The sequence below is a fragment of the Mycolicibacterium madagascariense genome (assembly GCF_010729665.1).
Taxonomy (GTDB): Bacteria; Actinomycetota; Actinomycetes; order Mycobacteriales; family Mycobacteriaceae; genus Mycobacterium; species Mycobacterium madagascariense.
The window spans coordinates 1,208,667-1,234,710 of the sequence record NZ_AP022610.1 but is presented as its reverse complement, the minus strand read 5'-3'; the positions used below and the strand labels follow the sequence as shown (position 1 = coordinate 1,234,710).

Here is a 26,044-nt window from a genome sequence, read left to right as displayed (position 1 = left end):
GGAGACGCCCCCGGCACGCGGCGGTGACCCCCGCCGGACGGGCCCGGGGGACGACCCGATTTCGCCCTCGGAGTAACGGCGGGTGCCGGTGTCGCGGCCAGCCGATATCGATTGGACGACCAGCGCATAATTGGTGGTGATGACTGGATCCACTGCCCAGCCCCGCAACCCCGTGATTCTTACCGTGGACGATGATCCCGCGGTGTCGCGCGCCGTTGCCCGTGATCTGCGCCGCCACTACGGCGAGCGGTACCGCATCGTGCGGGCGGAGAGCGGGCCCGACGCACTGGCCACCCTGAAGGAACTGAAGCTGCGCGGTGAGACCGCGGCCGTGCTGGTGGCCGACTACCGGATGCCGCAGATGAGCGGCATCGAGTTCCTCGAAAAGGCCATGGACCTGTTCCCCCTGGCCAAGCGCGTGCTGCTGACGGCCTACGCCGACACCCACGCCGCGATCGACGCCATCAACGTCGTCGACCTCGACCACTACCTGCTCAAGCCGTGGGACCCGCCGGAGGAGAAGCTCTACCCCGTCATCGACGGGCTCCTCGAGGAGTGGCGCGCCGTCGGCGACCGGGCCATCCCCTACACCAAGGTCATCGGCCACCGCTGGAGCCAGCGGTCGTGGGAGGTTCGCCAGTTCCTGGCGCGCAACCAGTTCCCCTTCCACGCGTTCATGGCCGACGAGCCCAAGGGCAAGCAGCTGCTCGATGCCGCCAACCTCGACGGCAGACAACTGCCGGTGGTCATCACCGAGAAGGGCGATCCGCTCGTCGAGCCCACCGACGCCGAGCTGGCCGAGCTCCTCGGGCTCTCCACCGAGCCGTCGTTGCCGATGTACGACCTGGCGGTCATCGGCGGCGGGCCCGCCGGCCTCGCCTCCGCGGTGTACGGCGCCTCGGAGGGACTGGAGACCGTCCTCATCGAGAAGGCCACGACCGGCGGTCAGGCCGGCCGCAGTTCGCGGATCGAGAACTACCTCGGCTTCCCGATCGGCGTCTCGGGCGCGGAGCTGACGAACTCCGCCCGCAGGCAGGCCGAGCGGTTCGGCGCGGAGGTCATCACCACCCGCGACGTCGTCAAACTGCACGTCGGCGATGCCGCTCCGACCATCGAGTTCGAGGACGGCAGCACCATCGGCGCGCGCTCGGTGATCCTGGCGACCGGCGTGGAGTACCAGGAGTTGCAGGTCGTCGGATGCTGGAGTGATCCCGCGGACCCCGACGGCTGCAACTACGTCGGGCGCGGGGTGTACTACGGCGCCTCGGTGTCCGATGCCGAGGAGTGCCGCGGCGAGGACGTCTACATCGTCGGTGGCGCCAATTCGGCGGGCCAGGCCGCGATGTTCATGTCGAAGACCGCGAAGTCGGTGACGCTGCTCGTCCGCGGGCCGTCGCTGGAGGCGTCGATGTCGCACTACCTCATCGAGCAGATCGAGAAGAACCCCACGATCAAGGTCATGACCTGCACCGAGGTCGTCGACACCGTCGGCGAGGACGGTCACCTGTCCGCCCTGGTGCTGGAGAACAAGCAGTCCGGTGAGCGCACCACGGTGCCCTGCGGTCGGATGTGCTGCTTCATCGGCGCGACGCCGCGCACCGGCTGGCTCGACGGCGTGCTGGCCCTCGACGACCGCGGGTTCGTCCTCGCCGGACCGGACCTCAAGGACGTCGTCGGCTGGAGCCATCGTGACCGGCCGCCGCACCACCTGGAAACAAGTGTGCCCGGGGTCTTCGTTGCAGGAGACGTGCGCGCGGACTCCGCCAAGCGGGTGGCCGCCGCGGTCGGCGAGGGTTCGATGGCCGTGATGCTGGTGCACCGCTATTTGGCAGAGGCCTGAGGGCCCCGGGAAAGGACCACACATGGGCGAGACCTGTCTGCCCGACGAGCTGCGCACGCTGTTCCTGTTCGAGAAGCTGAGCGACCGTCAACTCAAGACGCTGTGCGAGAACGGGCACCTGGCGCGCTTCGAGCCCGGCCCGATCTGCATCGAGGGCGAGGCCGCGACGTGCTTCTACGTCCTCATCGAGGGCGAGCTGGTGATGTCGAAGCGCTCGGGCGGCGCCGACATCGAGACCAACCGGACCTCGCAGCGCGGCGTGTACTGCGGTGCGTGGAGCGCGTTCGTCGACGGGGTGCCCCAGGTCTACGAATCCTCGGTGCGGGTGACCAAGCCGTCGAAGTTCTTCGTGCTCGACGCGGCGGCCTTCGGCGACTTCGTCAGGGCGGAGCTCCCGATGGCGGTGCACCTGCTCGAAGGCCTCAAGGTCGGCGGTCTGCGGGCCCGCCAGATCATCGACCAGCGGGAGAAGCTGCTGGCGCTGGGGCAGCTCTCGGCGGGCCTGACGCACCAGCTGAACAACCCCGCCGCCGCGGCCGCCCGCGCCGTGTCGGATCTGCGCGAGAAGGTCGCCGGGATGCGGCACAAGCTGGCGATGCTCGCCGACGGCAAGTTCAGCCCCGAGGGTCTGCGCGTCCTGGTCACCATCCAGGAGGAGGTGGCCGAGCAGGTCGCCAAGTCCAAGGCGCTCGAGCTGACCGCGCTGGAGGCCTCCGACCGCGAGGACGCCATCGGTGACTGGCTCGAGGAGCACGGCATCGCCGCGGCGTGGGACTACGCCCCGACGTTCGTCGAGGCGGGGCTGGACACCGACTGGCTGGAACGCATCTCGGCCTCGGTCGACGAGGTCGATGCGACGGCGTCGCTGCAGGGTGCGATCGGCTGGTTGCGATACACCATCGACACCGAGCTGATGATGAATCAGATCGCCGAGGCCAGCAGCCGCATCTCGGCGCTGCTGGCGGGCGCCAAGCAGTACTCCCAGATGGACCGCGCGCCGTACCAGAGCGCCAACGTCCATGACCTGCTGCGCAGCACGCTGATGATGTTCGGCGAGAAGATCGGCAAGGACAAGCCGGTCAAGCTCGTCAAGGACTGGGATCTGACGCTGCCCGAAATCCTTTGTTACCCAGGCGATCTCAATCAGGTGTGGACCAACGTCATCGACAACGCGATCCAGGCGATGGGCGGTCACGGCACCCTGACGATCACGACCATGGCCGTCGGCGAGGACGCCATCAAGGTCGTCATCGGTGACGACGGGCCGGGCATCCCGGCCGAGATCGTCGAACGCATCTTCACGCCGTTCTTCACCACGAAGGCCTTCGGCGAGGGCACCGGCCTCGGTCTCGACCTGGCCTGGCGCATCGTCGCGCAGAAGCACCACGGCAACATCCGGGTGGAGTCCGCGCCGGGCGACACCCGCTTCATCGTCGTGCTGCCGCTCGTCGCGCCGAAGCCCGAGGAGGCCCCCGCCGACTCGGCGGACTAGTTCTGCTCGACGCGATCGCGGTGGAATAGCGTCGACGCCGGGGTGGGTTGACCCCGACATGACGCAGACCACACCCCCGGCGAAACCCGACCTCGGCACGTTCGGAGTGTTCGGCCACCACCAGCACTGGCAGCAGCTGCCGCAGCAGGCGCTGCGCGACATCGAGGCCCTGGGCTACGGCGCACTCTGGGCAGGCGGGTCGCCCGCGGCGGAGCTGGAGTGGGTGGACCCCATTCTGGCGGCGACCGAGACGTTGCAGCTGGCCACCGGCATCGTCAACATTTGGACCGCCGACGCGGGCCCGGTGGCGGAGTCGTTCCACCGCATCGAGAAGGCCTACCCCGGCCGCTTCCTGCTCGGCATCGGCGTCGGACACCCCGAGGCGCACCAGGAGTACCGCAAGCCCTACGACGCGCTCACCGACTACCTCGGCAAGCTCGACGAGTACGGCGTCCCGAAGGACCGTCGCGTCCTCGCCGCGCTCGGACCCCGGGTGCTCAGACTCGCCGCCCGCCGCACCGCCGGCGCGCACCCCTATCTGACGACGCCCGAGCACACCGCCCAGGCCCGTGAACTCATCGGGCCCGACGCGTTCCTCGCCCCCGAGCACAAGGTGGTGCTGACCACCGACGCCGAGCAGGCCCGCGCCGTCGGCCGCAAGGCCATCGAGATCTACCTGAACCTGGCGAACTACACGAACAACTGGAAGCGGCTCGGCTTCACCGACGACGACATCGCCAAGCCCGGCAGCGACGCGCTGGTGGACAGCGTCGTCGCCCATGGCACCGTGGACGCGATCGCGGCCCGGCTCAAGGAGCACCTCGCCGCGGGCGCAGATCACGTTCCGGTCCAGGTGCTAACGGGTAGTGACACCCTGGTGTCCGCCCTGGCCGAGCTGGCCGGGCCGCTGGGCCTGCGATGACCGACCATCAACCGAAGGGACTCACCGACGTGACCGACGTAACCGAGCTCAAGCCCAACCTGGGGCGCTTCGGCGTCTGGACGCCGTTTGCGGTGACACCGGAGCAGGCCGTCGAGATCGAGAAGCTGGGCTACGGCGCGATCTGGGTGGGCGGGTCACCGGCCGCCGATCTGGCGTTCGTCGAGCCCATCCTGGAGGCGACCCAGACGTTGCAGGTGGCGACCGGCATCGTCAACGTGTGGGCGGCCCCGGCCGCCGAGGTCGCCGCGTCCTATCACCGCATCGAGAAGGCTTACCCCGGCCGGTTCCTGCTCGGCATCGGCATCGGCCATCCCGAGCACACCGAGGAGTACCGCAAGCCGTACGACGTCCTCGTCGAGTACCTCGACGCGCTCGACGCGGCGAACGTGCCGACCAGCCGCCGGGTGATCGCGGCGCTGGGCCCCAAGGTGCTGCAGCTCTCGGCCAAGCGCAGCGCGGGCGCACACCCCTACCTGACGACGCCCGAGCACACCGCGCAGGCACACCACCTCATCGGCAACACGGTGTTCCTCGCCCCCGAGCACAAGGTGGTCCTCGCCAGGGACGCCGAGCAGGCCCGCGAGATCGGCCGCAGGACCGTCGAGTTCTACCTCGACCTGAGCAACTACGTGAACAACTGGAAGCGGTTGGGGTTCAGCGACCACGACTTGGAGAAGCCCGGCAGCGACAAGCTGATCGACGCGGTCGTGGCCCACGGCACGCCGGACGACATCGCCGCGCGGTTGAAGGAGCACCTCGACGCGGGCGCCGATCACGTCTGCGTGCAGGTGCTCGGCGAGCCCGACGACCTGCTCCCGACGCTGGCCGAACTGGCCGGGCCGCTGGGGTTGTCCTAGCCGCTCGTCGACCGTGTGGCGTGTCGTCGTCGATCGGCCCGCTGGGCGACGACATGCCGCACACTCGGCGTCCCGACACCCTTGCGCGCGTCCGACGATCATTACTAGGATCTCCTAGTAATCGTGTCATCTGCCGAAGGACGCTCGCCATGCCCACCCTGATCTCGCACTACCTCGACGGCCAGCGGACCGACGGCACCTCCGGCCGCACCGCCGACGTCCTCAACCCCAGCACCGGCGAGGTGCAGGCCCAGGTCCCGCTGGCCTCGGCAGCCGAGGTCGACGCCGCGGTCGCCGTCGCGGTCGAGGCGCAGAAGGAGTGGGCGGCCTGGAACCCGCAGCGCCGGGCCCGGGTGATGATGAAGTTCGTCGAGCTGGTCCGCAGGGACGCCGACGAACTGGCCGAGCTGCTGTCCCTCGAACACGGTAAGACCGTCGCCGACGCGCACGGCGACATCCAGCGCGGCGTCGAGGTCATCGAGTTCGCGATTGGCATCCCGCATCTGCTCAAGGGCGAGTACACCGAGGGCGCCGGCGGCGGCATCGACGTCTACTCGCTGCGGCAGCCGCTCGGCGTCGTCGCGGGCATCACGCCGTTCAACTTCCCCGCGATGATCCCGCTGTGGAAGGCGGGCCCGGCGCTGGCGTGCGGCAACGCCTTCATCCTCAAGCCCAGCGAGCGCGACCCGTCGGTCCCGGTCCGGCTGGCCGAGCTGTTCGAGGAGGCGGGCCTGCCCAAGGGCGTCTTCCAGGTCGTGCACGGCGACAAGGAGGCCGTCGACGCGATCCTGGCGCACCCCGACATCCAGGCCGTCGGCTTCGTGGGCAGCTCCGACATCGCGCAGTACATCTACTCGACCGCGGCCGCCAACGGCAAGCGCGCACAGTGCTTCGGCGGCGCGAAGAACCACATGATCGTGATGCCCGACGCCGACCTCGACCAGGCCGTCGACGCGCTGATCGGCGCCGGGTACGGCAGCGCGGGTGAACGCTGCATGGCGATCAGCGTCGCGGTGCCGGTGGGCGAGGAAACGGCGAACCGCCTGCGCAACCGGCTCGTCGAGCGGGTCAACCAGCTGCGCGTCGGTCACAGCCTCGACCCCAAGGCCGACTACGGCCCACTCGTCACCTCCGCCGCCCTCACCCGGGTGAAGGACTACATCGCCCAGGGCATCGAGGCGGGCGCCGAGGCCGTCGTCGACGGTCGCGAACGCGGCGCCGACGACCTCACCTTCGGCGACGCCAGCCTCGAGGGCGGATTCTTCATCGGCCCGACCCTCTTCGACCACGTCACCCCCGACATGTCGATCTACCGCGACGAGATCTTCGGGCCGGTGCTCTGCATCGTGCGGGCCGACAGCTACGAGGAGGCGCTGGCGCTGCCCAGCGAGCACGAGTACGGCAACGGCGTCGCGATCTTCACCCGCGACGGTGACACCGCCCGCGACTTCGTCTCGCGCGTGCAGGTCGGCATGGTCGGCGTCAACGTCCCGATCCCAGTTCCCGTGGCGTACCACACCTTTGGCGGCTGGAAGCGCTCCGGCTTCGGTGACCTCAACCAGCACGGCCCCGCCTCGATCATCTTCTACACCAAAGTCAAGACGGTCACGCAGCGCTGGCCGTCGGGAATCAAGGATGGCGCCGAGTTCTCCATCCCGACCATGAAGTAGCGCGGGCCTCCCGACATGGACTACCTGGCGCTCGACGACGACGAGCGCGTGATCGCCGAGACGGCAGCCGAATTCGCCGACAAGCGCATCGCCCCGCACGCCCTGGAGTGGGACGCCGACAAGCACTTCCCCGTCGACGTGCTGCGCGCGGCCGCCGAGCTGGGCATGGCCGCGATCTACTGCCGCGAGGACTCCGGCGGCAGCGGGCTGCGTCGCCTCGACGGGGTGCGCATCTTCGAGCAGCTCGCGGTCGCCGATCCGACGACGGCGGCGTTCCTGTCGATCCACAACATGTGCGCGTGGATGGTGGACACCTACGGCACCGACGAGCAGCGCAAGGCGCTGGTGCCCCGGCTGGCGTCGATGGAGCTCATCGCCAGCTACTGCCTCACCGAGCCGGGCGCCGGTTCGGACGCCGCGGCGTTGCGCACCAGGGCCGTTCGCGACGGCGACCACTACGTGCTCGACGGGGTCAAGCAATTCATCTCCGGCGCAGGCGCTTCCGACGTCTACGTGGTGATGGCGCGCACCGGCGGCGAGGGACCCCGCGGCATCTCGGCGTTCGTCGTCGGCAAGGACACCCCGGGGGTGAGCTTCGGCGCCGACGAGGTCAAGATGGGCTGGAACGCCCAGCCGACCGCGCAGGTCGTCTTCGAGGGCGCCCGGGTCCCGGTCGATGCCCTGCTGGGCGGCAGCGAGGGTACGGGCTTCGGCATCGCGATGAACGGCCTCAACGGCGGCCGGATCAACATCGCGGCCTGCTCGCTCGGCGGGGCTCAGGCCGCCTACGACAAGGCGGTGGCCTACCTCGCCGACCGGGAGGCGTTCGGCATGCGCCTGCTCGACGAGCCGACCATCCGCTTCACGCTCGCCGACATGGCCACGGCACTGGAGGCGTCGCGAAACCTGTTGTGGCGGGCGGCTTCTGCGCTGGACGCCGGCCACCCCGACAAGGTCGAGCTGTGCGCCATGGCCAAGCGCTATGTGACCGACGCCTGCTTCGACGTGGCCGACCAGGCTCTGCAGCTGCACGGCGGTTACGGCTATCTGCGGGAGTACGGGCTGGAGAAGATCGTTCGCGATCTGCGGGTGCACCGCATCCTGGAGGGGACCAACGAGATCATGCGCGTGGTGATCGGCCGGGCTGAAGCTGCCCGCGCATCGTGAACCGGAAGGGATGAACAGATGGCGACGATTGCATTCCTAGGGCTGGGCAACATGGGCGGCCCGATGGCGGCCAACCTGGTCGGCGCCGGGCACACCGTGCACGGCTTCGACCCGGTGCCCGCGTTGGCGTCGGCCGCAGAGGCCAAGGGCGCCAAGGTCTTCGACGGCGCTGCGGCGGCCGTCGCCGGGGCCGACGTGGTGATCACGTCGCTACCGAGCGGCGCCATCGTGACGGCCTGTTACGCCGAGGTCCTGCCCGCGGCCACGCCGGGCACGCTGTTCATCGACACCTCGACCATCTCCGTCGAGGACGCGCGCGCCGTCAATGCACAGGCGATCGAGCACGGCCACGCCCAGATCGACGCACCCGTGTCGGGCGGGGTCAAGGGCGCGACCGCGGGCACGCTGGCGTTCATGGTCGGCGGCGACGACGCGGCCGTCGAACGGGCCAGGCCCGTGCTGGAACCCATGGCGGGCAAGATCATTCACTGTGGCGGATCGGGCAACGGGCAGAGCGCCAAGCTGTGCAACAACATGGTGCTGGCCGTGCAGCAGATCGCCGTCGGCGAAGCGTTCGTGCTCGCCGAGAAGCTCGGACTGTCCGCGCAGTCGCTGTTCGACGTCATCACCGGCGCGACCGGCAACTGCTGGTCGGTGCACACCAATTGCCCTGTGCCAGGCCCGGTTCCGACGTCACCGGCCAACCATGACTTCACACCGGGCTTCGCGACGGCGCTGATGCACAAGGATCTCGGCCTGGCGATGGCGGCGGTGCAGTCCACCGGGTCGCAGGCACCGCTGGGCACGCACGCCGCGCAGATCTACGCCGAGTTCGTCACCGACCACGCCGGTGAGGACTTCAGCGCCGTCATCGAGCTGCTACGCGGCAGCTGAGCGTCCGCCCGCCGCGAACCGGCCCCGTAGCCGCCGACAGTCCGCCAGGCGCAGCCCGTCGTAGTCGGCCCGCGCCTCGGGGCCGACGACCTCCGCGGCCAGCCCGGCGGTGAGCGCGTTGCGCACGCCGGCCCGCGTGCCCGCGAACGCCAGCGTGTCGTGCGCGGGCGCGCCCAACTCGGCGAGCGCGAGGCGGTAGGCGTCGGCGGGGGTGCTCACGTCGTCGGCGGTGACGACGGTGTCGACCAACCCGTCCCCGACCAGTTGGCGCACCAGCGGCTGCACCCAGGACCGCCGCCCGTCGGCGACCACGCCGACGGCCACCCCCGCGGTGTAGCCCTCCGTGATCAGCTCGACCAGACCCGGTCGGGGGTCGAGGTCGCAGCCGAGCATCGTCTCGTCGACGAGCATTGCCTTGGTGGTGCAGACGTCGTCGATCAGCACCCGGGCCAGCACGTCGCACTCCGTGCACACGCCGCGCGCCCGCAGCTCGGCCGCCACCCGCTGCCGTTCGTCTCCGAGGGCCAGCAGCTTGCGATACCGCGCGGCAGACCAGTGCAGCGGTAGTCCGTGCGCCGCGAAGGCCGCGTTGAAGGCGCACCGGTGTCCGCCGACCTCGACGTCGGCGAGCGCGTCGAGATCGAAGATCAGTGCGCGCAGCGGCTGCGGATCGGCGTCGCTGGGGCGGGACGAATCCCACCAGAACCGACCCGCCCGCCACGTCTTCTCCAGTGTCACCGACATGGCTCACAGAGTGGCTCGTGTCACACCCGCGGCGCCTCCCCCATCCGGGGGATTGAACCCGTCAAGTTCGGTCACCCGCCCGGCCGCGGGTTCTAAGCTCGGGCCATGTCGGGTCCCGTGCGCCTCGTGCTCGTCGACGACCACGAGATGGTCATCGAGGGGCTCAAGGCCATGCTGACGGCCTTCGGCGAACGCGTCGAGGTCGTCGGGCAGGCCGTCGGCGCGGACCGGGCGATGGGCGTCGTCGCCGACCTGGATCCCGACATCGTGCTGTGCGACGTCCGCATGCAGGGCTCCAGCGGGCTCGACCTGTGCGCGGCGCTGCGCCACCGCGATCCCGCCCGCAAGGTCGTCATGCTGTCGGTCTACGACGACGAGCAGTACCTGTTCCAGGCGTTGCGGGTGGGCGCAGCGGGCTACCTGCTGAAGAGCATCGGCAGCGACGAGCTGGTGCGCCAGCTGGAGTTCGCCCACGCGGGCAAGACCGCGATCGACCCCGTCATGGCGGCCCGCGCCGTCGACACCGCCGCCCGGTTGCAGCGCGACGAGTTCTGGCCTGGCGCACGGCAAGGCCTGACCCAGCGCGAGAGCGAGATCCTCTCCTACGTCGTCGACGGGCTGTCCAACCGGGGCATCGCCACCAAGCTGGTGATCGGCGACGAGACCGTCAAGACCCACCTGCGGGCGATCTACCGCAAACTCGGCGTCACCGACCGCACCGGTGCCGTGGCGACGGCGCTGCGGGAGGGGATCTACCGATGACCGCCAAGCCGAACGCCGTCCGCGACCTCGTCGACGCCGACCGCGAGCTGGCGCTGCTGCGCGAGCTCATTCAGGCGGCGTCGCGCGGTCCCGGCGTCGAGCCGCTCGCCGAGGCCGCCGCCAGGATGATCACCGCGGCGACCGGCACCGACGTCTGCTTCGTGCACGTGCTCGACGACGCCGAGCAGTCCCTCACGCTGACGGGCGCGACGCCGCCCTTCGACAGCCAGGTCGGCAAGATTCGGTTACCGCTCGGTCAGGGCGTGTCCGGCTGGGTGGCGCGGGTGCGGGAGCCGGTCGTCATCATCCACGACAAGGAGGACGATCCCCGCTACCTGCCGTTCGAGTCGCTGCGCGGTTCTGACTTCACGTCGATGGTGTCGGTACCGATGGAGACCGAGCCCGGCGGCCTGGTCGGCGTGCTCAACGTGCACACCGTCGAGCGCCGCGAATTCGCCGACCGCGACGTCGAACTCCTGCTGGTGATCGGCAGGCTCATTGCCGGCGCGATGCACCAGGCCCGGCTGCACCGGCAGCTGGTGGCCCGCGAACGCGCGCACGAGAACTTCGTCGAGCAGGTCATCGAGGCCCAGGAGATGGAGCGCCGTCGGCTCGCCGGTGACATTCACGACGGCATCTCCCAGCGGCTGGTGACGCTGTCCTACCGGCTGGATGCGGCGAGCAGGGCGATCGGCGAGGGCTCCGAGGCGGCCGAACAACTGGGACTGGCACGGGAATTGGTGGATTTGACCCTGCAGGAGGCGCGCGCCGCGATCGGAGGGCTGCGCCCGCCGGTGCTCGACGACCTCGGCCTGGCCGGCGGGCTGGCGAGCCTGGCCCGGTCCATCCCGCAGGTGGCCGTCGGCCTCTTCATCGACGTCGACCTCGCCGACGCGCGGCTGCCCGACCACATCGAGATCGCTCTCTACCGCATCGCCCAGGAGTGCCTGCAGAACGTCGTCAAGCATGCGGGCGCCACCAATGCGAGCCTGACGTTCTCGGTGAGCGAGGACGTGGCGCGGTTGGAGATCGTCGACAACGGCGTCGGCTTCGACACGTTCGAGCATCCCCTCGGCGGTGACGAGATGGGCGGCTACGGGCTGCTGTCGATGGCCGAACGCGCCGAAATCGTCGGCGGCCGACTCAACATCCGGTCACGACCGGGTTCGGGGACCGCGGTGACGGCGACCATTCCGCTGCCGTCCGTACCGGTCCACTCCACGTGAAAGGCCTTGGCAAGAGCTGACAATTGGCTGCCCAGCGCTGCCTCGAGCACCTCGGCACGGCGATACTCGAAGCGCGGTAGCCCGGCGACCGGCCCGCCCGACGAGAGGCCGCCAATGTCATCGCTCGAGTCACGCGGCGCCGAACACCACGGCGTCTACGTCGACGGCGTACGCCAAGGCGACGCGCCGACCTACGAGGACGCCCTGGCGCGGGTGCGGGAAACCGGGCGAGGCTTCGTATGGCTCAGTCTCGAGAACCCCGACGATCACCAGATGCGTTCCCTCGCAGACACTTTCGACCTCCACCCGCTCGCGGTGGAACACACCGTGCGCCCACGGGCCTGCCCGAAGGTCGAATGGTACGACGACCATCTGGTGATCTCGATGCGGACGCTGCGCCCCCTCGGCGGGGAGAGCGCCGGCGACGGTCAACTCGCCGTCTTCGTCGGACACGACTTCCTGATCACCTGCGCCAGGGGTGCGCACCCCGCGATCGCCGAGGTGCGCAGAGCCGTCGAGCACTCGGCGATACCCACGCCCGCCGAGGTGATGCACGCGATTGCCGACCGCGTCGTCAGCGACTACCTGCAGGTCGCCACACAGATTCGCCAGGAGGCCGACCTCGCCGAGGAGAGGGTGTTCTCGCAGACCGTCGACGGCGACATCGAGCGCATCTACTTCCTGAAACGGGAAGTGGTGCGCATGCGCAGGTCGATCGAACCGCTGACGTTCGCCCTGCGTCAGTTCGCCGCGGAGCACGGCGACTGGATCTCGACCGACCTGCGCCACGACATGCACGACGTCATGCAGCAGAACGTCCACGCCGTCGAACGCATCACCGCCACCGAGGCGTTGCTCGACTCCCTGCTGGACACGGCGTACGGGCGGGAGGGCACCCGGCAGAACGCGGACATGCGCAAGATCTCGGCATGGGCCGCGATCGGCGCCGTGCCGACGACGCTGGCGGGCATCTACGGGATGCGGTTCGCCGACATGCCCGAATTGCATTGGACGTGGGGCTATCCCGGTCTGCTGGTGCTGATCCTGGTGATCACCGGGCTGATGTACCGCACGTTCCATCGCAAGCACTGGCTCTAGCCGGGGCAGTCTTCGCCGAGGTGTCGTTGGATGGCGGCGACGACGTCGTCCGACGCGGCGCCGATGACCGCTAGTCGCTCGGGCCCCACGACGTCGACGAACAGCTCGCGGACCCTGGCGGCGTTCGCCGGCGCCGCCGCCGCGATGGCGTCGCGGCCCGCATCGGTGAGGACGACGTCGGGATAGCGCGCATCCGAGGCCTCGCGGCGCACCAGGCCACGCTTCTCCATCCGGCTGAGGTGGTGCGACATTCGGCTCTTCTCCCACTGCGTGGCGCGGCCGAGCTCGAAGGCCCGCAGCCGCTCACCCGGAGCCTCCGAGAGGTTGACCAGGACTTCGAAGTCGGGACCCGAGAGTCCGAACTCCTGTTGGAGATGCCACATCAGGTGCCTCTCCAAGAGGTGCCGCATCTCGACGAAGCTCCGCCACGCCGTCAGCTCGTCGTCATCGAGTCGCGCCCTTCGTGCCATGACGACGAGCCTAGCCCATTGGGTTGACATATCAACCCGAACGGCTACAGTCAGTATCGGGTTGACATATCAACCCAAACCGTAGAGAGAGGGGAAACGACATGAACGAGAACGTGATCGCAGTCGTCGGAGCGACCGGATCGCAGGGCGGCGGACTGGTGCGGGCCATCCTCGAGGACCCACGGCACGAGTTCGCCGTGCGCGCCCTCACCCGCAGCGCACGATCCCCGCGAGCGCGCGAACTGGCCGACGCCGGCGCGGAAGTCGTCGAGGCCGATCTCGAGGACGGCGCCAGCATGCGGGCAGCCTTCGAGGGCGCGGCCGGCGCCTTCGTCGTCACCAACTACTGGGCAGACCAGACGCCGGAGGACGCGGCGATTCGCACGCGGGCGGCCAGGGAACTGGCCCAGGCCGACGTCGCGGCGCGGGCCGCCAAGCAGGCCGGGGTCGGGCACGTCATCTGGTCCACGCTGGAGGACACCAGGGACGTGCTCGGGCAGGACCCCGACGTGCCGACCGTCGACGAGGTCTACACGGTGCCGCACTTCGACGCGAAGGCCGAAGCCGACGCGTTATTCACCGAATACGACGTCCCGACGACCTTTCTGCGCACCACGCTGTTCTTCGAGGGCTTCGCCGAGTCGATGGGACCGATCAGGGGTGACGACGGCGCGCTGGTGCTGACACTTCCGATGGCCGACCGAGAGTTGGCGGGCATCGCCGTCGGCGACATCGGCAGGACGGCATTCGAAATCTTCAGGCGCGGAAAGGAATTCGTCGGCACGACCGTCAGCATCGCGGGTGATCACCTGACCGGCGACCAGTACGCGGCGGCCCTCGGCGACGCCCTCGGCGAGCAGGTCTATTACCGACCGCTGACGTGGGAGGCATTCCGGGCGCAAGGCTTCCCCGGCGCAGTCGAGATGGGCAACATGTTCCAGTACTACGCGCGCAACGCGGAGCGCTTCGTCGGCGACCGCGATCTCGCCAAGGTGCGGGAGCTCAACCCGGGCCTGCTCTCGTTCCGCGACTGGCTTGCCTTGCCGGACACCACGATTGCGCGCCCCTGACGCGCGGACCTAGAAGTCGCCGGCGTGGCGGCGCAACGTCTCGATCGCGGCCGCCAATGCCGTCGACTCGTCGGCCGACATCCCGAGATCGCCGAACACCTCGGCATTGAGGGTGGTGGTGGCGTCCTCGACGGTCGACCGACCGAGATCGGTGATGCGCACCAACGTGGTTCGGCCGTCGGTGGGGTGCGGGATGCGTTGCACCAGACCGTCGCCCTCCAGCCGCCGGATCGCGTGGGTCACGCTGGTGACGTGCACCTGCAACCGGTCCGACGCCTTGGTGATGGGCAGCGCGCCGGTGCTGCTGAACGCCAGCAGCCGCAGCAGTTCGAACCGCGAGAACGACAGATCGTAGGGGCGCAGCGCCGTCTCGACGCGGGCCAGCAGGATCTGGTGGGCCCGCATCACCGAGGTGACCGCGACCATCCCGCCCGCGACGTCGCCCCACCCCGAGCGTTCCCAGTTGGCGCGCGCCGCGGCGATCGGATCACGCTTGGCGGGGTGCGACGACACGCCCCTTCATACCGCACTCACCACCGCCGTTCGAGCAGCACCCTTCCGGAGTCGAGGGAGACCAGTTGCACCGAGGCGATGTGATCCTTCGGCATCGTGGTGTTGCCACTGGGCAGCGCGGTGGCGCCCGAGAGACCCAGCCAGGTGGCGATCTGCGTCCGGCTGCCGTCACGGCCGACGACCACCATGGCCAGGGTGCTCGGCGCTTCGTCGACGTGCCCGGTCCACCGACCGTACGTGCACACCATGTCGACGCGGGTGCCCCAGACGAAGCTGCTCAGTGCCACGGTCGCCCGGACCGACGTCGGCGCCAGCTGGTTCATCGGCAGTTGCGCGGCGGAGACCTCCGTCGACGCGCCGTTCGTGAGACCGACCAGCTCGGGGCGGATCACGACGACCAGTCCGACGGCGAGCAGTGCGGCGGCCACCCCGACCGCTGCGGCCATCAGCCACCGCGACCGGCGCCGGCGCCACCGGACCCGGTCCAGCACCGTCTGCAGGACCTCCGGTCGCAGCGGCGGCGGTTCCGGCTGCGCCCCGCCGATGCCCCGCACGTCCTCGACGTCGAGCAGGCCGAGCAGCGCGGGGACGCCGCTGAGTTCTGCGACCGCCGCGCGGCACCCGGCGCACGTCGCCAGGTGCGCCTCGAATTCGCGGCGCTCGCCGCTCGACAGCGAACCGAGCACGTACGCTGCGTCCCACGTCGCGTAGCGATCCCCACCGACCCGCTCGACGCCGTGGGCCTCCCCCGGTTGCGTCATCGCGTCACCCCCATCTCCTGCAAACTCAAGCGCAGCGCCCGCACCGCGTAGTGCAACCGCGACTTCACCGTCCCCTCGGCGATCCGCAGGTCGGCTGCGGTCTGCGCGACGCTCCAGCCCTGGTAGTACGCGCGCAGGATCACTGCGCGGTGATCGTCGGAGAGCTGGCTCAGCGCGGTGCCGAGCAGCAGCTTGTCCAGCGCGGTGTCGACGTCGTCGGGCCCGGCGCGATCGGCGACCACCGCGACGTCCGCCGTCTGCGACTCGTGGCGGTACCGCGCGCTGCGCCGCTCGTCGATGATCAGGTTGCGCGCGACCGTGAACAGCCAGGCCCGCGCCGAACGCTCGGCGTCGTCGGCGACCTCGGGGTGCCGCCACGCGCGCAACAGGGTCTCCTGCACGACGTCCTCCGCGCGGGCCTGATCACCCGTCAGACGCAGGGCGTAGCGCCACAGTGCGGCGGCATGCTCGTCGTAGAGCACCCGCATCATCGCGGCCTCCGGATCGTCCATGCAGTACCTCCGCCTCTGACACGTCGCGGGAGGCGGTCTGGTTCACCGCGGACTACAGCGTCAGGATGCGGGGGCCGTCATCGGTCGCGGCGACGGTGTGCTCCCAGTGCGCCGCGCGGGTGCCGTCGGCCGTGACGACCGTCCACTCGTCCTCGAGCACCACGGTCTTCGTGGTGCCGAGGGTCAGCATCGGTTCGATCGCCAGCACCGAACCCGCCGCGAGGTACGGCCCCCGGCCGGGGGCGCCCTCGTTGGGCAGGAACGGGTCCATGTGCATGCTCCTGCCGATGCCATGGCCGCCATACCCGGCGACGATGCCGTACTTGCGACCGTCGCGGGCCTCGGCTGCGTGGGTCCCGGCCTCGATGGCGTGCGATACGTCGGTCAGTCGGTTGCCGGGCACCATCGCGGCGATGCCGGACTCCATGCTCGAGCGGGTGGCCTCCGACAGCGCCTCGTCGGCGTCGATCAACGCGCCGATTCCGAAGGTGACGGCGGAGTCGCCATGCCAGTCGTCGAGGATCGCGCCGCAGTCGATCGACACCAGGTCCCCCGCGGCGAGGATCTCGTCGGCTGACGGAATGCCGTGCACCACACGCGCATTGACCGACGAACAGATGCTGGCCGGGAAGCCGTGATAACCGAGGAACGACGGAATGCCCCCGCCGTCTCGGATGACCGACTCGGCGATGGCGTCGAGGTCCCCCGTCGACACCCCGGGCCGCGCGGCCTGGCGAACGGCCCGCAGGGCCGAGGCCACCAGTGCACCGGCGGCCGCCATCGCGTCGAGCTCACCGGGTGTGCGCTGCGGGACGACCTTTCGGGCGCGCAGGCCGGGCAGTCCGATCATCGGACTACTGGCCGAGTGCGCGCAGCGCTCTGGCGAACACCTCGTCGAGGGATCCGACGGCGTCGACCGTCTTCAGCTCGTCGGCGTAGTAGTCCAGCAGCGGTGCGGTCTCGTCGCGGTAGACCTTCATGCGGTTGAGGATGACGTCGTCGGTGTCGTCGGCGCGGCCACGGCTCTTGAGCCGGGTGAGCAGCTCGTCCTCGGAGACGCGGAACTCGATGACGGCGTCGAGCTGGTGGTCGTGCTTGGCCAGGATCTCGCGCAGCGCCTCGGCCTGCTCCACCGAGCGGGGGTAGCCGTCGAGGATGAACCCCGCGGCCGCGTCGTCGTCGGCGATCCGATCCTCGACGAGCGCGTTGGTGAGCGTCGCGGGGACCAGGTCACCGGCGTCGAGGTACTTCTTCGCCTCCAGGCCCAGCTCGGTCTCGTTGCTGATGTTGTGGCGGAAGAGGTCGCCCGTGGAGACGTGCGGGATGCCCAGCTTCTCCGACAGCTTCTCGGCCTGCGTGCCCTTGCCCGCGCCCGGCGGTCCCAACAAAACGATTCTCACTTGAGGAACCCTTCGTAGTTGCGCTGCATCAGCTGGCTTTCGATCTGCTTCACCGTGTCCAGGCCGACGCCGATCATGATCAGCACCGCAGTGCCGCCGAAGGGCAGGTTCTGCACGGTGCCGGTGTTGCCGATCTCCAGGAAGAGGTTGGGCAGGACGGCGATCACACCGAGGTAGATCGAGCCGGGCAGGGTGATGCGACCTAGAACGTACTTGAGATAGTCCGCAGTGGGTTTGCCGGGGCGGATGCCGGGGATGAACCCGCCGAACTTCTTCATCTCGTCGGCGCGCTCGTCGGGGTTGAACGTGATCGACACGTAGAAGTACGTGAAGAACACGATGAGGCCGAAGTAGATCGCGATGTAGACGGGACTGGCCGGGTTGGTCAGATAGTTCGCGACGAACTTGTCCCACCAGCCGGTGCCCGTGCCTGCGCCGCCCTGGATCAGCTGGGTGATCAGGTGCGGTATGTAGATCAGCGACGACGCGAAGATGACGGGAATGACGCCGGCCTGGTTGACCTTCAGGGGCAGGTAGGTCGACGTGCCGCCGTACATCCGGCGTCCGACCATGCGCTTGGCGTACTGCACCGGGATGCGGCGCTGACCCTGCTCGACGAACACGACGCCGATGATGATGACGAGCGCGGCGACGCAGACGAGCGCGAAGGTGATGCCCCCGCGGCTGTCGAGGATCGTCTTGCCCTCCGACGGGATGCGGGCGGCGATGCCGGCGAAGATCAGCAGCGACATGCCGTTGCCGACGCCGCGCTCGGTGACCAGCTCGCCCATCCACATCACCAGCGAGGCGCCCGCGGTGAGCACCATGACGATGACGACGAGGGTGAAGATCGACGAGTTGGAGATGATGCTCAGGGAGCAGCCCTGCAGCAGTCCGCCGTTGGCGGCCAGGGCCACGATCGAGGTGCCCTGCAGCAGCGCCAGCGCCACGGCCAGGTACCGCGTGTACTGCGTCATCTTGGCCTGGCCGGACTGGCCTTCCTTACGCAGTTGCTCGAACCGCGGGATGACGACGGTCAGCAGCTGCACGATGATGCTCGCGGTGATGTAGGGCATGACGCCGACCGCGAAAACCGACAACTGCAGTAGCGCGCCGCCGGAGAACAGGTTGATCAGCGAGTAGATCTGCGCCGAGTCACCGCCGCTGACCTGCTTGATGCACGCCTGCACGTTGGGGTAGTTGACGCCGGGGGACGGCAGCGTGGCGCCGAACCGGTAGAGGATGACGATGCCGAGGGTGAAGAGAATCTTCCGTCGGAGGTCGGCCGTCCGCAATGACGAGATGAAAGCCGAAAGCACTCTTCCTCCTGCGCAGCCGGGCTCGAGTCGCGGCGTGCCGATGGGGCTGGTCCGACCAGCGCGTTGTGGGTAAGTCCTGCGCGATCAATCCACCGCCGCGCAGGGATGCCTGCGGCCAGCGCAAATCGTGCGTGGGAACAGTCTACGAGGGTAACAGTTGCGACCCCTCCGACCCTCATCCGCACGAGGTACCCCGGCGCGGGACGGCGTTTCCAGGTTGGCGGCGTACAGTCGCAACCGGCTCATTACATTAGCTAACTAATAGTACGGAGGCGGCAGTGACACGGACCGATGGCGACAGCTGGGACCTCGCCTCCAGTGTCGGCGCGACGGCGACGATGGTCGCTGCGGCGCGCGCGCTGGCGAGCCGCGCCGAGCATTCCCTGATCGACGACCCGTTCGCCGAACCGCTGGTGCGCGCGGTCGGCGTCGACGTGCTGACCCGCCTGGCCACCGGTGAGCTGGCCGCGGCCGAGCTCGGCGGCGACGGCGCGATCGGGATGGCGCGCATGGCCGACAACATGGCGGTCCGCACCGTGTTCTTCGACGACTTCTTCCTCGCGGCCGCCGCGGCGGGCGTCACCCAGGCCGTCATCCTCGCCTCGGGTCTGGACTCCCGCGCCTACCGGCTGCCGTGGCCCGCCGGGACGACGGTGTACGAGATCGATCAGCCCGACGTCATCGACTTCAAGAGCCGCACGCTGGCCGAACTGGGCGCCGCGCCCACCGCCTACCGCCGTCCGGTGGCCGTCGACCTGCGCGACGACTGGCCGGCCGCCCTGCTCCAAGCCGGGTTCGACCCGACCAAGCCGACGGCGTGGAGTGCCGAGGGCCTACTCGGGTACCTGCCGCCCGAGGCGCAGGACGTCCTGCTCGACACGATCACGTCGCTCAGTGCGCCGGGCAGCCGCATCGCCACCGAGAGCGCGCCCACGCAGGACCCCGAGAACGAGACCCGACTGCGCGAGCGCATGCAGGGCGTCGCCGAGCACTGGCGGCAACACGGGTTCGACCTCGACCTGACCGAGCTGGTCTACTTCGGCGACCGCAACGAGGCCGCCGAGTACCTGACCCGGCACGGCTGGGACGTCGGCGGCCGCACCCTGCGCGAGCTGTTCGCCGCCCACGACCTCCCGCCGTTCGACGACGAGGACATGGCGGGCTTCGCCGACATGCGCTACATCACCGGCACGCGGGGAGGTGCGCGGTGAGCCGCTCCGACGCCGACAGCTGGGACCTCGCCTCCAGCGTCGGGGCGACCGCGACGATGGTGGCGGCCGCCCGCGCGCTCGCCTCGTCCGAACCCGACCCCCTGATCGACGACCCGTATGCGGCACCCCTGGTCCGCGCGGTCGGCATCGACTTCTTCACCAAGCTCGTCGACGGCGAGATCACGACGTCGGACTCCGACGACGGCGGTGTCGCGCAGACCATGACCGACGTGATGGCGGTCCGCACCCGCTTCTTCGACGACTTCTTCACCGACTCCGGCATCGCCGGCGTGCGCCAGGCCGTCATCCTGGCCTCCGGTCTGGACTCCCGCGCCTACCGGCTGCCGTGGCCCGCGGGCACCGTCGTCTTCGAGATCGACCAGCCCGACGTCATCGGGGCGAAGACCGCGGCGATGACGGCGATCGGCGCCGTCCCCACGGCCGACCGCCGCGCGGTGGCCGTCGACCTGCGCGACGACTGGGCCGCCGCCCTGACCGCGGCGGGCTTCGACGCGTCGCTGCCGACCGCGTGGAGCGCCGAGGGGCTTTTGGTGTACCTGCCGCCGGAGGCCCAGGACCGGCTGTTCGACGAGATCACCGCGCTCAGCGCTCCGGGCAGCCGACTGGCCACCGAGTATCACCCCGCCGGCGGCATGCTGACCGGTGACCGCATCGACGCGGCCACCGCGCCATGGCGCGCACAGGGTTTCGACCTGCACATGCCCGACCTGGTCTACGACGGCGAACGCGCCTCGGTCGTCGACTACCTCACCGGCAAGGGTTGGGACGTGGCGGCCCGCACCCGGCCCGAGGTGTTCGCCGGTTACGGCCGCACCTTCCCCGAGACCGACGCTCTGAGCCAGCTGCGCGACTCGCTCGCCGTCGTCGCGACCCTGACCGAGGGAGACCACCGATGACCCGCACCGACGACGACACCTGGGACCTGGCGTCCAGCGTCGGGGCCACCGCGACCGCCGTGGCCGCGTCGCGCGCGACCGCGTCGCAGGGTCCCGACGCGCTGCTCGACGACCCGTGGGCCGAACCGCTCGTCCGAGCCGTCGGCGTCGAGGCCTTCATCAGGATGGTCGACGGCGAGAGTCGCGGTGAGGACGATCCGCTGCTGAACCGCCGGGCGATGAACGAGCAGATGGCCGTGCGGACCCGGTACTTCGACGACTTCTTCGTCGCCGCAGGCGAATCCGGCATCCGACAGGCCGTCATCCTCGCCTCGGGTCTCGACACCAGGGCGTACCGGCTGCCGTGGCCCGCGGGCACCGCGGTCTTCGAGATCGACCAGCCCGAGGTGATCGCGTTCAAGACGCGCACGCTCGCCGACCTCGGCGCCGAACCGACCGCGCAGCGGCACACCGTGTCGATCGACCTGCGCGAGGATTGGCCAACGGCGTTGCGGGAGGCCGGTTTCGACGCCGGCCTGCCCACGGCGTGGAGCGCCGAGGGGCTGCTCGTGTACCTGCCGCCCGACGCGCAGGACCGGCTCTTCGACGACGTCACCGCACTGTCGGCCCCGGGCAGCCGGATCGCGACCGAGCACATGAACATGGGTGACCTGCCGGACGACTGGGCCGAGAAGTTGACGCAGCGCTCGCAGCGCGTGGGCTCGACCATCGATCTGACCAAGCTGTTCTACCTCGGCGACCGCAACAGCGCCGCCGACTACCTGTCCGAGCACGGATGGCGGACCGAGATCCTGAGCACCGCCGCGGCCTACGCCGCCCAGGGGTTCGACCTTCCCGACGACGAATTGGCCGGTTTCGGCGGGGATTCCGGCTACCTGACCGCAACGCTGACCTAGAGGAGACGACCATGGCACGGACCGAAGGCGACACCTGGGATCTGGCCTCCAGTGTCGGAGCGACCGCCACGATGGTGGCGGCACAGCGCGCACTGGGCCACCGCGAGAAGCTGATCGACGACCCGTACGCCGAGCCGCTGGTGCGCGCCGTCGGGGTCGAGATGTTCGACCGCCTGCTCGACGGCGAGCTCGATCTCACCGCCGTCGAACCCGGCTTCACACCGCTGCGCGCGGCCGAGAGCATGGCCGTGCGCACCCGCTTCTTCGATCAGATGTTCACCGACGCCGCCGATGCGGGCGTGCGCCAGGCCGTCATCCTCGCCTCCGGTCTGGACGCCCGCGGGTACCGACTCCCCTGGCCCACGGGCACGACGGTGTTCGAGGTGGACCAGCCCGAGGTCATCGAGTTCAAGACCACCACGCTGGCGAAGATCGGCGCCGCGCCGACCGCCACCCACCGTACCGTCGCGATCGACCTCCGCGACGACTGGCCGAAGGCCCTGCGCGACAACGGTTTCGATCCCACCCAGCCGACCGCGTGGAGCGCCGAGGGCCTGCTCATCTACCTGCCGCCGGAGGCACAGGACAAGCTGTTCGACGACATCACCGCGCTCTCGGCGCCGGGCAGCCGGTTGGCCACCGAGCACGTGCCGGATCTGTCGGCGTTCACCGACGAGCGGTCCAAGGCGATGTCGGATCGGCTCAAGGCGCTGGGTTCCGACATCGAGATGGCCGATCTGGTGTACCAGGGCGACCGCAGCCACGTGGTGGAGTACCTCGCGGTGCGCGGCTGGGAGACCTCGACCCTGCCCATGCGAGAAGGCCACGCGCTCCACGGTTTCGACTTCCCCGATGACGAGATGTCGGCCATGTGGGCCGATCTCGCCTACGTCAGCGCGGTGCTGCGCGGCTAGAACGTGTAGCCACCCAGCCACAGTGCGTTGACCCCGGTCAACGATCGCTCGGCCTGACCGAGCAGCGCTACCGCCGACCGGCCGAGCAGCGCTCCGACGGCATCGGGCAGTGACGCCGCGGCCGGTTGGGACGACGGCTTGGGCCGCAGCACGTCCAGCAGCGACGACCCCGGCAGCGTCAGCAGCTTGACGTCGGCGTCGGCGTCTACGCTGGCCAGCACCTTGGCCCGTTCGATCGCCGTCTGCAGCCCGCCGAGTTCGTCGACGAGGCCACGGTCCAGGGCGTCGGCACCCGTCCAGACGCGCCCGCGCGCGACGGCGTCGACCGCCTCGACGGTCATGCCGCGGCCGTCGGCGACCCGCTGGACGAAGTCGGTGTAGAACAAATCGGCCTCCGCCGCGACGCGGGCATGCTGCTCGTCGGTGAAGGGCGCGTTGACCGACCACGCATCCGCATTGCGGTTGGTGCGCACCGCATCCGAGCCGATGCCCAGGCGCTCCTTGAGGTCCTTGGCAATCAGCTTGCCGGTGATGACGCCGATCGAGCCGGTGATGGTGCCGGCGTTGGCGACGATCGCGTCGGCCGCCATCGAGACGTAGTAACCGCCGGAGGCGGCGACGGCGCCCATCGACGCCACGACGGGGGTGCCCGCCGCGCGCAGCCGGACCACCTCGCGCCAGATCGTCTCCGACGCGGTGACCGAGCCACCGGGGCTGTCGACCCGCAGCACCACCGCGGCCACGTCGTCGGTGGCGGCCGCCTCGCGCAGCGCCGCGGCCATGGTGTCCCCACCCGCGCTCGAGGTGCCCAGCGGGGACAGGGTCCGGCCACCGCGGCCGCTGACGATGGGCCCGGCCAGGGTCACGACGGCGATCGTCGGCCGGGCCTTGCGACCGGGCAGCGACGGCGCGGGGGTCGGCAGGCCGGCGCGGGCGTAGCGCGACAGGAACAGTCGCGGCGGGGCGTCCGGGTCGTCGGCCGAGGCGTCGGGCGCGGCCGCCTCCCACGTGCTGCCCGCAGCGGCACCCAGTTCGGCGATCCGGGCGTATGCCTCGTCGCGGAAGCCGATCCGGTCGACGAGGCGCGCGGTGACGGCGTCCTCACGCAGCAGCGGCGCCCGGTCGGCGAGCGCGTCGACGTCGGCGGCCTCGAGGTGCCGCGACTCCGCCACGGCCGCCAGCACCTGCTCGTGCAGACTCTCGATCAGACGGGCGTCGGCCTCGCGGTGGGATTCGGTGTAGCTCTCCTGCGTGAAGAGGTTCGCCGCGGACTTGTACTCACCGCGCGCGATGAACTGCGCCTGAATTCCTGCCTTGTCCAACGCATCCCGCAGGAACAGCGCGTTGGTGGCGAACCCGACCAGCCCGACGGTGCCCGACGGCTGCATCCACACCTCGCGGAACGCCGACGCCAGGTAGTAGGACATGGTGCCCGGGTAGGTCTCGGCCCAGGCGAGGGACGGCTTGTGTGCGCTGAACTCGACGATGGCCGCGCGCAGTTCCTGCACGGGCCCCGGCGAGGCGGCGGCCACCTGCACGCGGGCGATCAGCGCGGCGACCCGGTCGTCCTTGGCGGCTCGCCGGATCGCGGCGACGGCTTCGCGCAGCAGCAGTGGCTTGCCCCCGCTGAGGATGGCCAGCGGGTCGAACCCGCCGGACTCCTGCGGCACCGACTGCAGGTCGACTTCGAGCACGCACCCGCGGGGTACGCCGTGGTGCCGCGCGGTGTCGACCTTGCGGACGATCGCGCGCAGCTCGCCGGTACCCGGCACGTCGGTGAGAAAGCTCAACATGACGCGAGCCTACCGACGGCACTCCCGGGGGGCTCGTGGCACAAGGGGGTGCGCTTCTCCCGCGCGCCCGACGTCGTCCCCGCGAGCAGCCGCACATGTGCCCCACTACCGGCGTGTCGCGGCGCTTTAACGTCTGCTCGCGCAGGGGAACGTACGGGGGCGGACGCGAAAGGGGCCCCCGCCGCAGCGAGGGCCCCATTCGTCGAGACTTACAGTTCGGTCGCGGAACCGCCTGCGGCGCTGATCTTCTCGCGCGCGCTGCCACTGAACTTGTGGGCGGTGACGTCGACCTTGACGGCGATCTTGCCGTCGCCGAGGACCTTCACCAGGCTGTTCTTGCGGACCGCGCCCGACGCCACCAGCTCGTCGACGCCGACGGTGCCGCCGTTGGGGAACAGACGGTTCAGGTCCGCGACGTTGACGACCTCGTACTCGGTGCGGAACCGGTTCTTGAAGCCCTTGAGCTTCGGCAGCCGCATGTGGATCGGCATCTGGCCACCCTCGAACGTCACGGGGACGTTCTTGCGGGCCTTGGTGCCCTTGGTGCCACGGCCCGAGGTCTTACCCTTCGAGCCCTCACCACGACCGACGCGGGTCTTGGCGGTCTTGGACCCGGGGGCGGGCTTCAGGTCGTGCAACTTGATGACGTCGCTCATGTCACGCCTCCTCAACGGTCACGAGATGGTTAACCACGGCGAGCAGGCCACGCGTCTGGGCGTTGTCCTCGCGGACCACGCTCTGACTGATCTTGCGAAGTCCGAGACTCCGCAGGCTTTCGCGCTGCTTCCAGCGTGCCCCGACGGTGCTGCGCACCTGGGTGATCTTGACTGTCTTCTCCGATGCCATTGCTACGCCGATCCGTCACGCGCTGCCGCGGCGGCCAGCGCTTCGCTTTCACGCCGCGCCTTGAGCATGCTCGACGGGGCGACGTCCTCGAGCGGGAGCCCGCGACGCGCGGCGACTTCTTCCGGACGCTGGATCATCTTCAGCGCGGCCACGGTGGCGTGCACCACGTTGATCGCGTTGTCGCTACCCAGCGACTTGGCCAGGATGTCGTGCACGCCAGCGCATTCCAGCACCGCGCGGCACGCGCCGCCGGCGATGACGCCGGTACCCGCACTGGCGGGGCGCAGCATGACCACGCCCGCGGCCGCCTCACCCTGGACGGGGTGCACGATGGTGCCGCCGATCAGGGGCACGCGGAAGAAGCTCTTGCGAGCCTCCTCGACGCCCTTGGCGATCGCGGCAGGAACTTCCTTGGCCTTGCCGTAGCCGACACCGACCATGCCGTTGCCGTCGCCAACGATGACGAGGGCGGTGAAGCTGAAGCGCCGACCACCCTTGACCACCTTGGACACGCGGTTGATGGCGACGACGCGCTCGAGGAAGTTGCTCTTCTCTCCGCCGTCGCGGCCGCCACGGCCACCGCGGTCGTCGCGACGACCACGGCCGTCGCGGTCACCGCCGCCGCCGCGCGGGGGCCGACCGGTGTTGGTGGCTCCGGCGCCGGTTCCGGTTCCTGCTGTTGGCTGATCGGCCATCAGACAGTCCTTCCGTTTCGAATCATGCTGCAAG

The 26,044-nt window shown here is 69.8% G+C and carries 27 protein-coding genes; 15 read left to right on the top strand and 12 right to left on the bottom strand.

Annotation, left to right across the window (positions count from 1 at the left end; all coding sequences use genetic code 11):
- Positions 1-139 precede the first annotated feature (139 nt).
- From G6N60_RS05810 to mmsB, 7 genes are all read left to right on the top strand, one after another.
- Positions 140-1,840 (top strand): NAD(P)/FAD-dependent oxidoreductase, encoded by a 1,701-nt coding sequence (locus tag G6N60_RS05810; RefSeq protein ID WP_163733811.1) that lies wholly within the window; start codon positions 140-142, stop codon positions 1,838-1,840.
- 22 nt (positions 1,841-1,862) lie between these two features.
- The gene (locus tag G6N60_RS05805; RefSeq protein WP_163733808.1) at positions 1,863-3,332 is read left to right on the top strand and encodes an ATP-binding protein; all 1,470 of its coding nucleotides are present in this window, start codon (positions 1,863-1,865) and stop codon (positions 3,330-3,332) included.
- Positions 3,333-3,390: 58 nt separating this feature from the next.
- Entirely contained in the window at positions 3,391-4,254 is an 864-nt protein-coding gene (locus tag G6N60_RS05800) for an LLM class F420-dependent oxidoreductase (protein WP_163733805.1), read from the top strand.
- Positions 4,251-5,132 (top strand): LLM class F420-dependent oxidoreductase, encoded by an 882-nt coding sequence (locus G6N60_RS05795; RefSeq protein ID WP_163733802.1) that lies wholly within the window; start codon positions 4,251-4,253, stop codon positions 5,130-5,132. The genes G6N60_RS05800 and G6N60_RS05795 overlap by 4 nt, the downstream gene beginning before the upstream one ends.
- Positions 5,133-5,281: 149 nt before the next feature.
- The gene (locus G6N60_RS05790) at positions 5,282-6,802 is read left to right on the top strand and encodes a CoA-acylating methylmalonate-semialdehyde dehydrogenase (protein ID WP_163733798.1); all 1,521 of its coding nucleotides are present in this window, start codon (positions 5,282-5,284) and stop codon (positions 6,800-6,802) included.
- A gap of 15 nt (positions 6,803-6,817) precedes the next feature.
- A complete protein-coding gene (locus G6N60_RS05785; protein WP_163733794.1) occupies positions 6,818-7,969 on the top strand; it encodes an acyl-CoA dehydrogenase family protein in 1,152 nt (383 codons plus the stop codon).
- 18 nt (positions 7,970-7,987) lie between these two features.
- Complete coding sequence (gene mmsB / locus G6N60_RS05780; protein ID WP_163733791.1) at positions 7,988-8,863, top strand: 3-hydroxyisobutyrate dehydrogenase; 876 nt, start codon at positions 7,988-7,990, stop codon at positions 8,861-8,863.
- Here the strand turns inward: mmsB and G6N60_RS05775 are convergent.
- Positions 8,849-9,607 carry an HAD hydrolase-like protein gene (locus G6N60_RS05775; protein ID WP_163733788.1) on the bottom strand — a complete coding sequence of 253 codons (759 nt, stop codon included), beginning with the start codon at positions 9,605-9,607 and terminating at the stop codon, positions 8,849-8,851. The genes mmsB and G6N60_RS05775 overlap by 15 nt on opposite strands.
- 105 nt (positions 9,608-9,712) lie before the next feature.
- Here G6N60_RS05775 and G6N60_RS05770 point away from each other — a divergent pair, with 105 nt between their 5' ends.
- The 3 genes from G6N60_RS05770 (at position 9,713) to G6N60_RS05760 (ending at position 12,693) form a co-directional block, all read left to right on the top strand.
- On the top strand, positions 9,713-10,369 hold the full coding sequence (locus tag G6N60_RS05770; RefSeq protein ID WP_163733785.1) for a response regulator: 657 nt from the start codon (positions 9,713-9,715) through the stop codon (positions 10,367-10,369).
- Positions 10,366-11,595, top strand: a complete 1,230-nt coding sequence (locus tag G6N60_RS05765; protein WP_163733782.1) for a GAF domain-containing sensor histidine kinase — start codon at positions 10,366-10,368, stop codon at positions 11,593-11,595. Before G6N60_RS05770 ends, G6N60_RS05765 begins: the two co-directional genes overlap by 4 nt.
- Before the next feature lie 114 nt (positions 11,596-11,709).
- On the top strand, positions 11,710-12,693 hold the full coding sequence (locus G6N60_RS05760) for a magnesium and cobalt transport protein CorA (protein ID WP_163733779.1): 984 nt from the start codon (positions 11,710-11,712) through the stop codon (positions 12,691-12,693).
- Here G6N60_RS05760 and G6N60_RS05755 read toward each other — a convergent pair.
- Entirely contained in the window at positions 12,690-13,163 is a 474-nt protein-coding gene (locus G6N60_RS05755) for a MarR family winged helix-turn-helix transcriptional regulator (RefSeq protein WP_163733776.1), read from the bottom strand. The genes G6N60_RS05760 and G6N60_RS05755 overlap by 4 nt on opposite strands.
- A gap of 101 nt (positions 13,164-13,264) precedes the next feature.
- Between G6N60_RS05755 and G6N60_RS05750 the strand changes: the two genes are divergently transcribed.
- A complete protein-coding gene (locus tag G6N60_RS05750; RefSeq protein WP_163733773.1) occupies positions 13,265-14,233 on the top strand; it encodes an NmrA/HSCARG family protein in 969 nt (322 codons plus the stop codon).
- A 9-nt stretch (positions 14,234-14,242) separates the two neighbouring features.
- Here G6N60_RS05750 and G6N60_RS05745 read toward each other — a convergent pair whose 3' ends face one another.
- From G6N60_RS05745 to secY, 6 genes are read right to left on the bottom strand one after another with little or no spacing between them, the layout of a single operon-like run.
- Positions 14,243-14,746 (bottom strand): MarR family transcriptional regulator, encoded by a 504-nt coding sequence (locus tag G6N60_RS05745; RefSeq protein WP_163733770.1) that lies wholly within the window; start codon positions 14,744-14,746, stop codon positions 14,243-14,245.
- 17 nt (positions 14,747-14,763) lie between these two features.
- The gene (locus G6N60_RS05740; RefSeq protein WP_163733767.1) at positions 14,764-15,507 is read right to left on the bottom strand and encodes an anti-sigma factor family protein; all 744 of its coding nucleotides are present in this window, start codon (positions 15,505-15,507) and stop codon (positions 14,764-14,766) included.
- Positions 15,504-16,019: a sigma-70 family RNA polymerase sigma factor gene (locus G6N60_RS05735; protein WP_163733764.1), complete on the bottom strand. Its 516-nt coding sequence runs from the start codon at positions 16,017-16,019 to the stop codon at positions 15,504-15,506. The genes G6N60_RS05740 and G6N60_RS05735 overlap by 4 nt, the downstream gene beginning before the upstream one ends.
- A 52-nt stretch (positions 16,020-16,071) precedes the next feature.
- Positions 16,072-16,869: a type I methionyl aminopeptidase gene (map, locus tag G6N60_RS05730; RefSeq protein ID WP_163733761.1), complete on the bottom strand. Its 798-nt coding sequence runs from the start codon at positions 16,867-16,869 to the stop codon at positions 16,072-16,074.
- A gap of 4 nt (positions 16,870-16,873) precedes the next feature.
- Positions 16,874-17,419 (bottom strand): adenylate kinase, encoded by a 546-nt coding sequence (locus G6N60_RS05725; protein ID WP_163733758.1) that lies wholly within the window; start codon positions 17,417-17,419, stop codon positions 16,874-16,876.
- Entirely contained in the window at positions 17,416-18,738 is a 1,323-nt protein-coding gene (secY, locus tag G6N60_RS05720; RefSeq protein WP_163733755.1) for a preprotein translocase subunit SecY, read from the bottom strand. Before secY ends, G6N60_RS05725 begins: the two co-directional genes overlap by 4 nt.
- 278 nt (positions 18,739-19,016) lie before the next feature.
- Here secY and G6N60_RS05715 point away from each other — a divergent pair, with 278 nt between their 5' ends.
- From G6N60_RS05715 to G6N60_RS05700, 4 genes are read left to right on the top strand one after another with little or no spacing between them, the layout of a single operon-like run.
- Complete coding sequence (locus tag G6N60_RS05715) at positions 19,017-19,949, top strand: SAM-dependent methyltransferase (RefSeq protein WP_372511039.1); 933 nt, start codon at positions 19,017-19,019, stop codon at positions 19,947-19,949.
- Positions 19,946-20,866 carry a class I SAM-dependent methyltransferase gene (locus G6N60_RS05710; protein ID WP_179969644.1) on the top strand — a complete coding sequence of 307 codons (921 nt, stop codon included), beginning with the start codon at positions 19,946-19,948 and terminating at the stop codon, positions 20,864-20,866. Before G6N60_RS05715 ends, G6N60_RS05710 begins: the two co-directional genes overlap by 4 nt.
- Positions 20,863-21,762, top strand: coding sequence for a class I SAM-dependent methyltransferase (locus G6N60_RS05705; protein ID WP_163733752.1), 900 nt, complete (start codon positions 20,863-20,865; stop codon positions 21,760-21,762). Before G6N60_RS05710 ends, G6N60_RS05705 begins: the two co-directional genes overlap by 4 nt.
- A gap of 11 nt (positions 21,763-21,773) precedes the next feature.
- Positions 21,774-22,676, top strand: a complete 903-nt coding sequence (locus tag G6N60_RS05700) for a class I SAM-dependent methyltransferase (RefSeq protein ID WP_163733749.1) — start codon at positions 21,774-21,776, stop codon at positions 22,674-22,676.
- Here G6N60_RS05700 and sppA read toward each other — a convergent pair.
- The 4 genes from sppA to rpsE form a co-directional block, all read right to left on the bottom strand.
- The gene (gene sppA, locus G6N60_RS05695; RefSeq protein WP_163733746.1) at positions 22,673-24,469 is read right to left on the bottom strand and encodes a signal peptide peptidase SppA; all 1,797 of its coding nucleotides are present in this window, start codon (positions 24,467-24,469) and stop codon (positions 22,673-22,675) included. The two genes, G6N60_RS05700 and sppA, sit on opposite strands and share 4 nt — an antisense overlap.
- Before the next feature lie 209 nt (positions 24,470-24,678).
- Complete coding sequence (rplO, locus tag G6N60_RS05690; protein WP_163733743.1) at positions 24,679-25,125, bottom strand: 50S ribosomal protein L15; 447 nt, start codon at positions 25,123-25,125, stop codon at positions 24,679-24,681.
- Between the two features lies 1 nt (position 25,126).
- Positions 25,127-25,315, bottom strand: a complete 189-nt coding sequence (gene rpmD / locus G6N60_RS05685; RefSeq protein ID WP_163733740.1) for a 50S ribosomal protein L30 — start codon at positions 25,313-25,315, stop codon at positions 25,127-25,129.
- A gap of 2 nt (positions 25,316-25,317) precedes the next feature.
- On the bottom strand, positions 25,318-26,013 hold the full coding sequence (rpsE, locus tag G6N60_RS05680) for a 30S ribosomal protein S5 (RefSeq protein ID WP_372510929.1): 696 nt from the start codon (positions 26,011-26,013) through the stop codon (positions 25,318-25,320).
- Between the last annotated feature and the right edge of the window lie 31 nt (positions 26,014-26,044).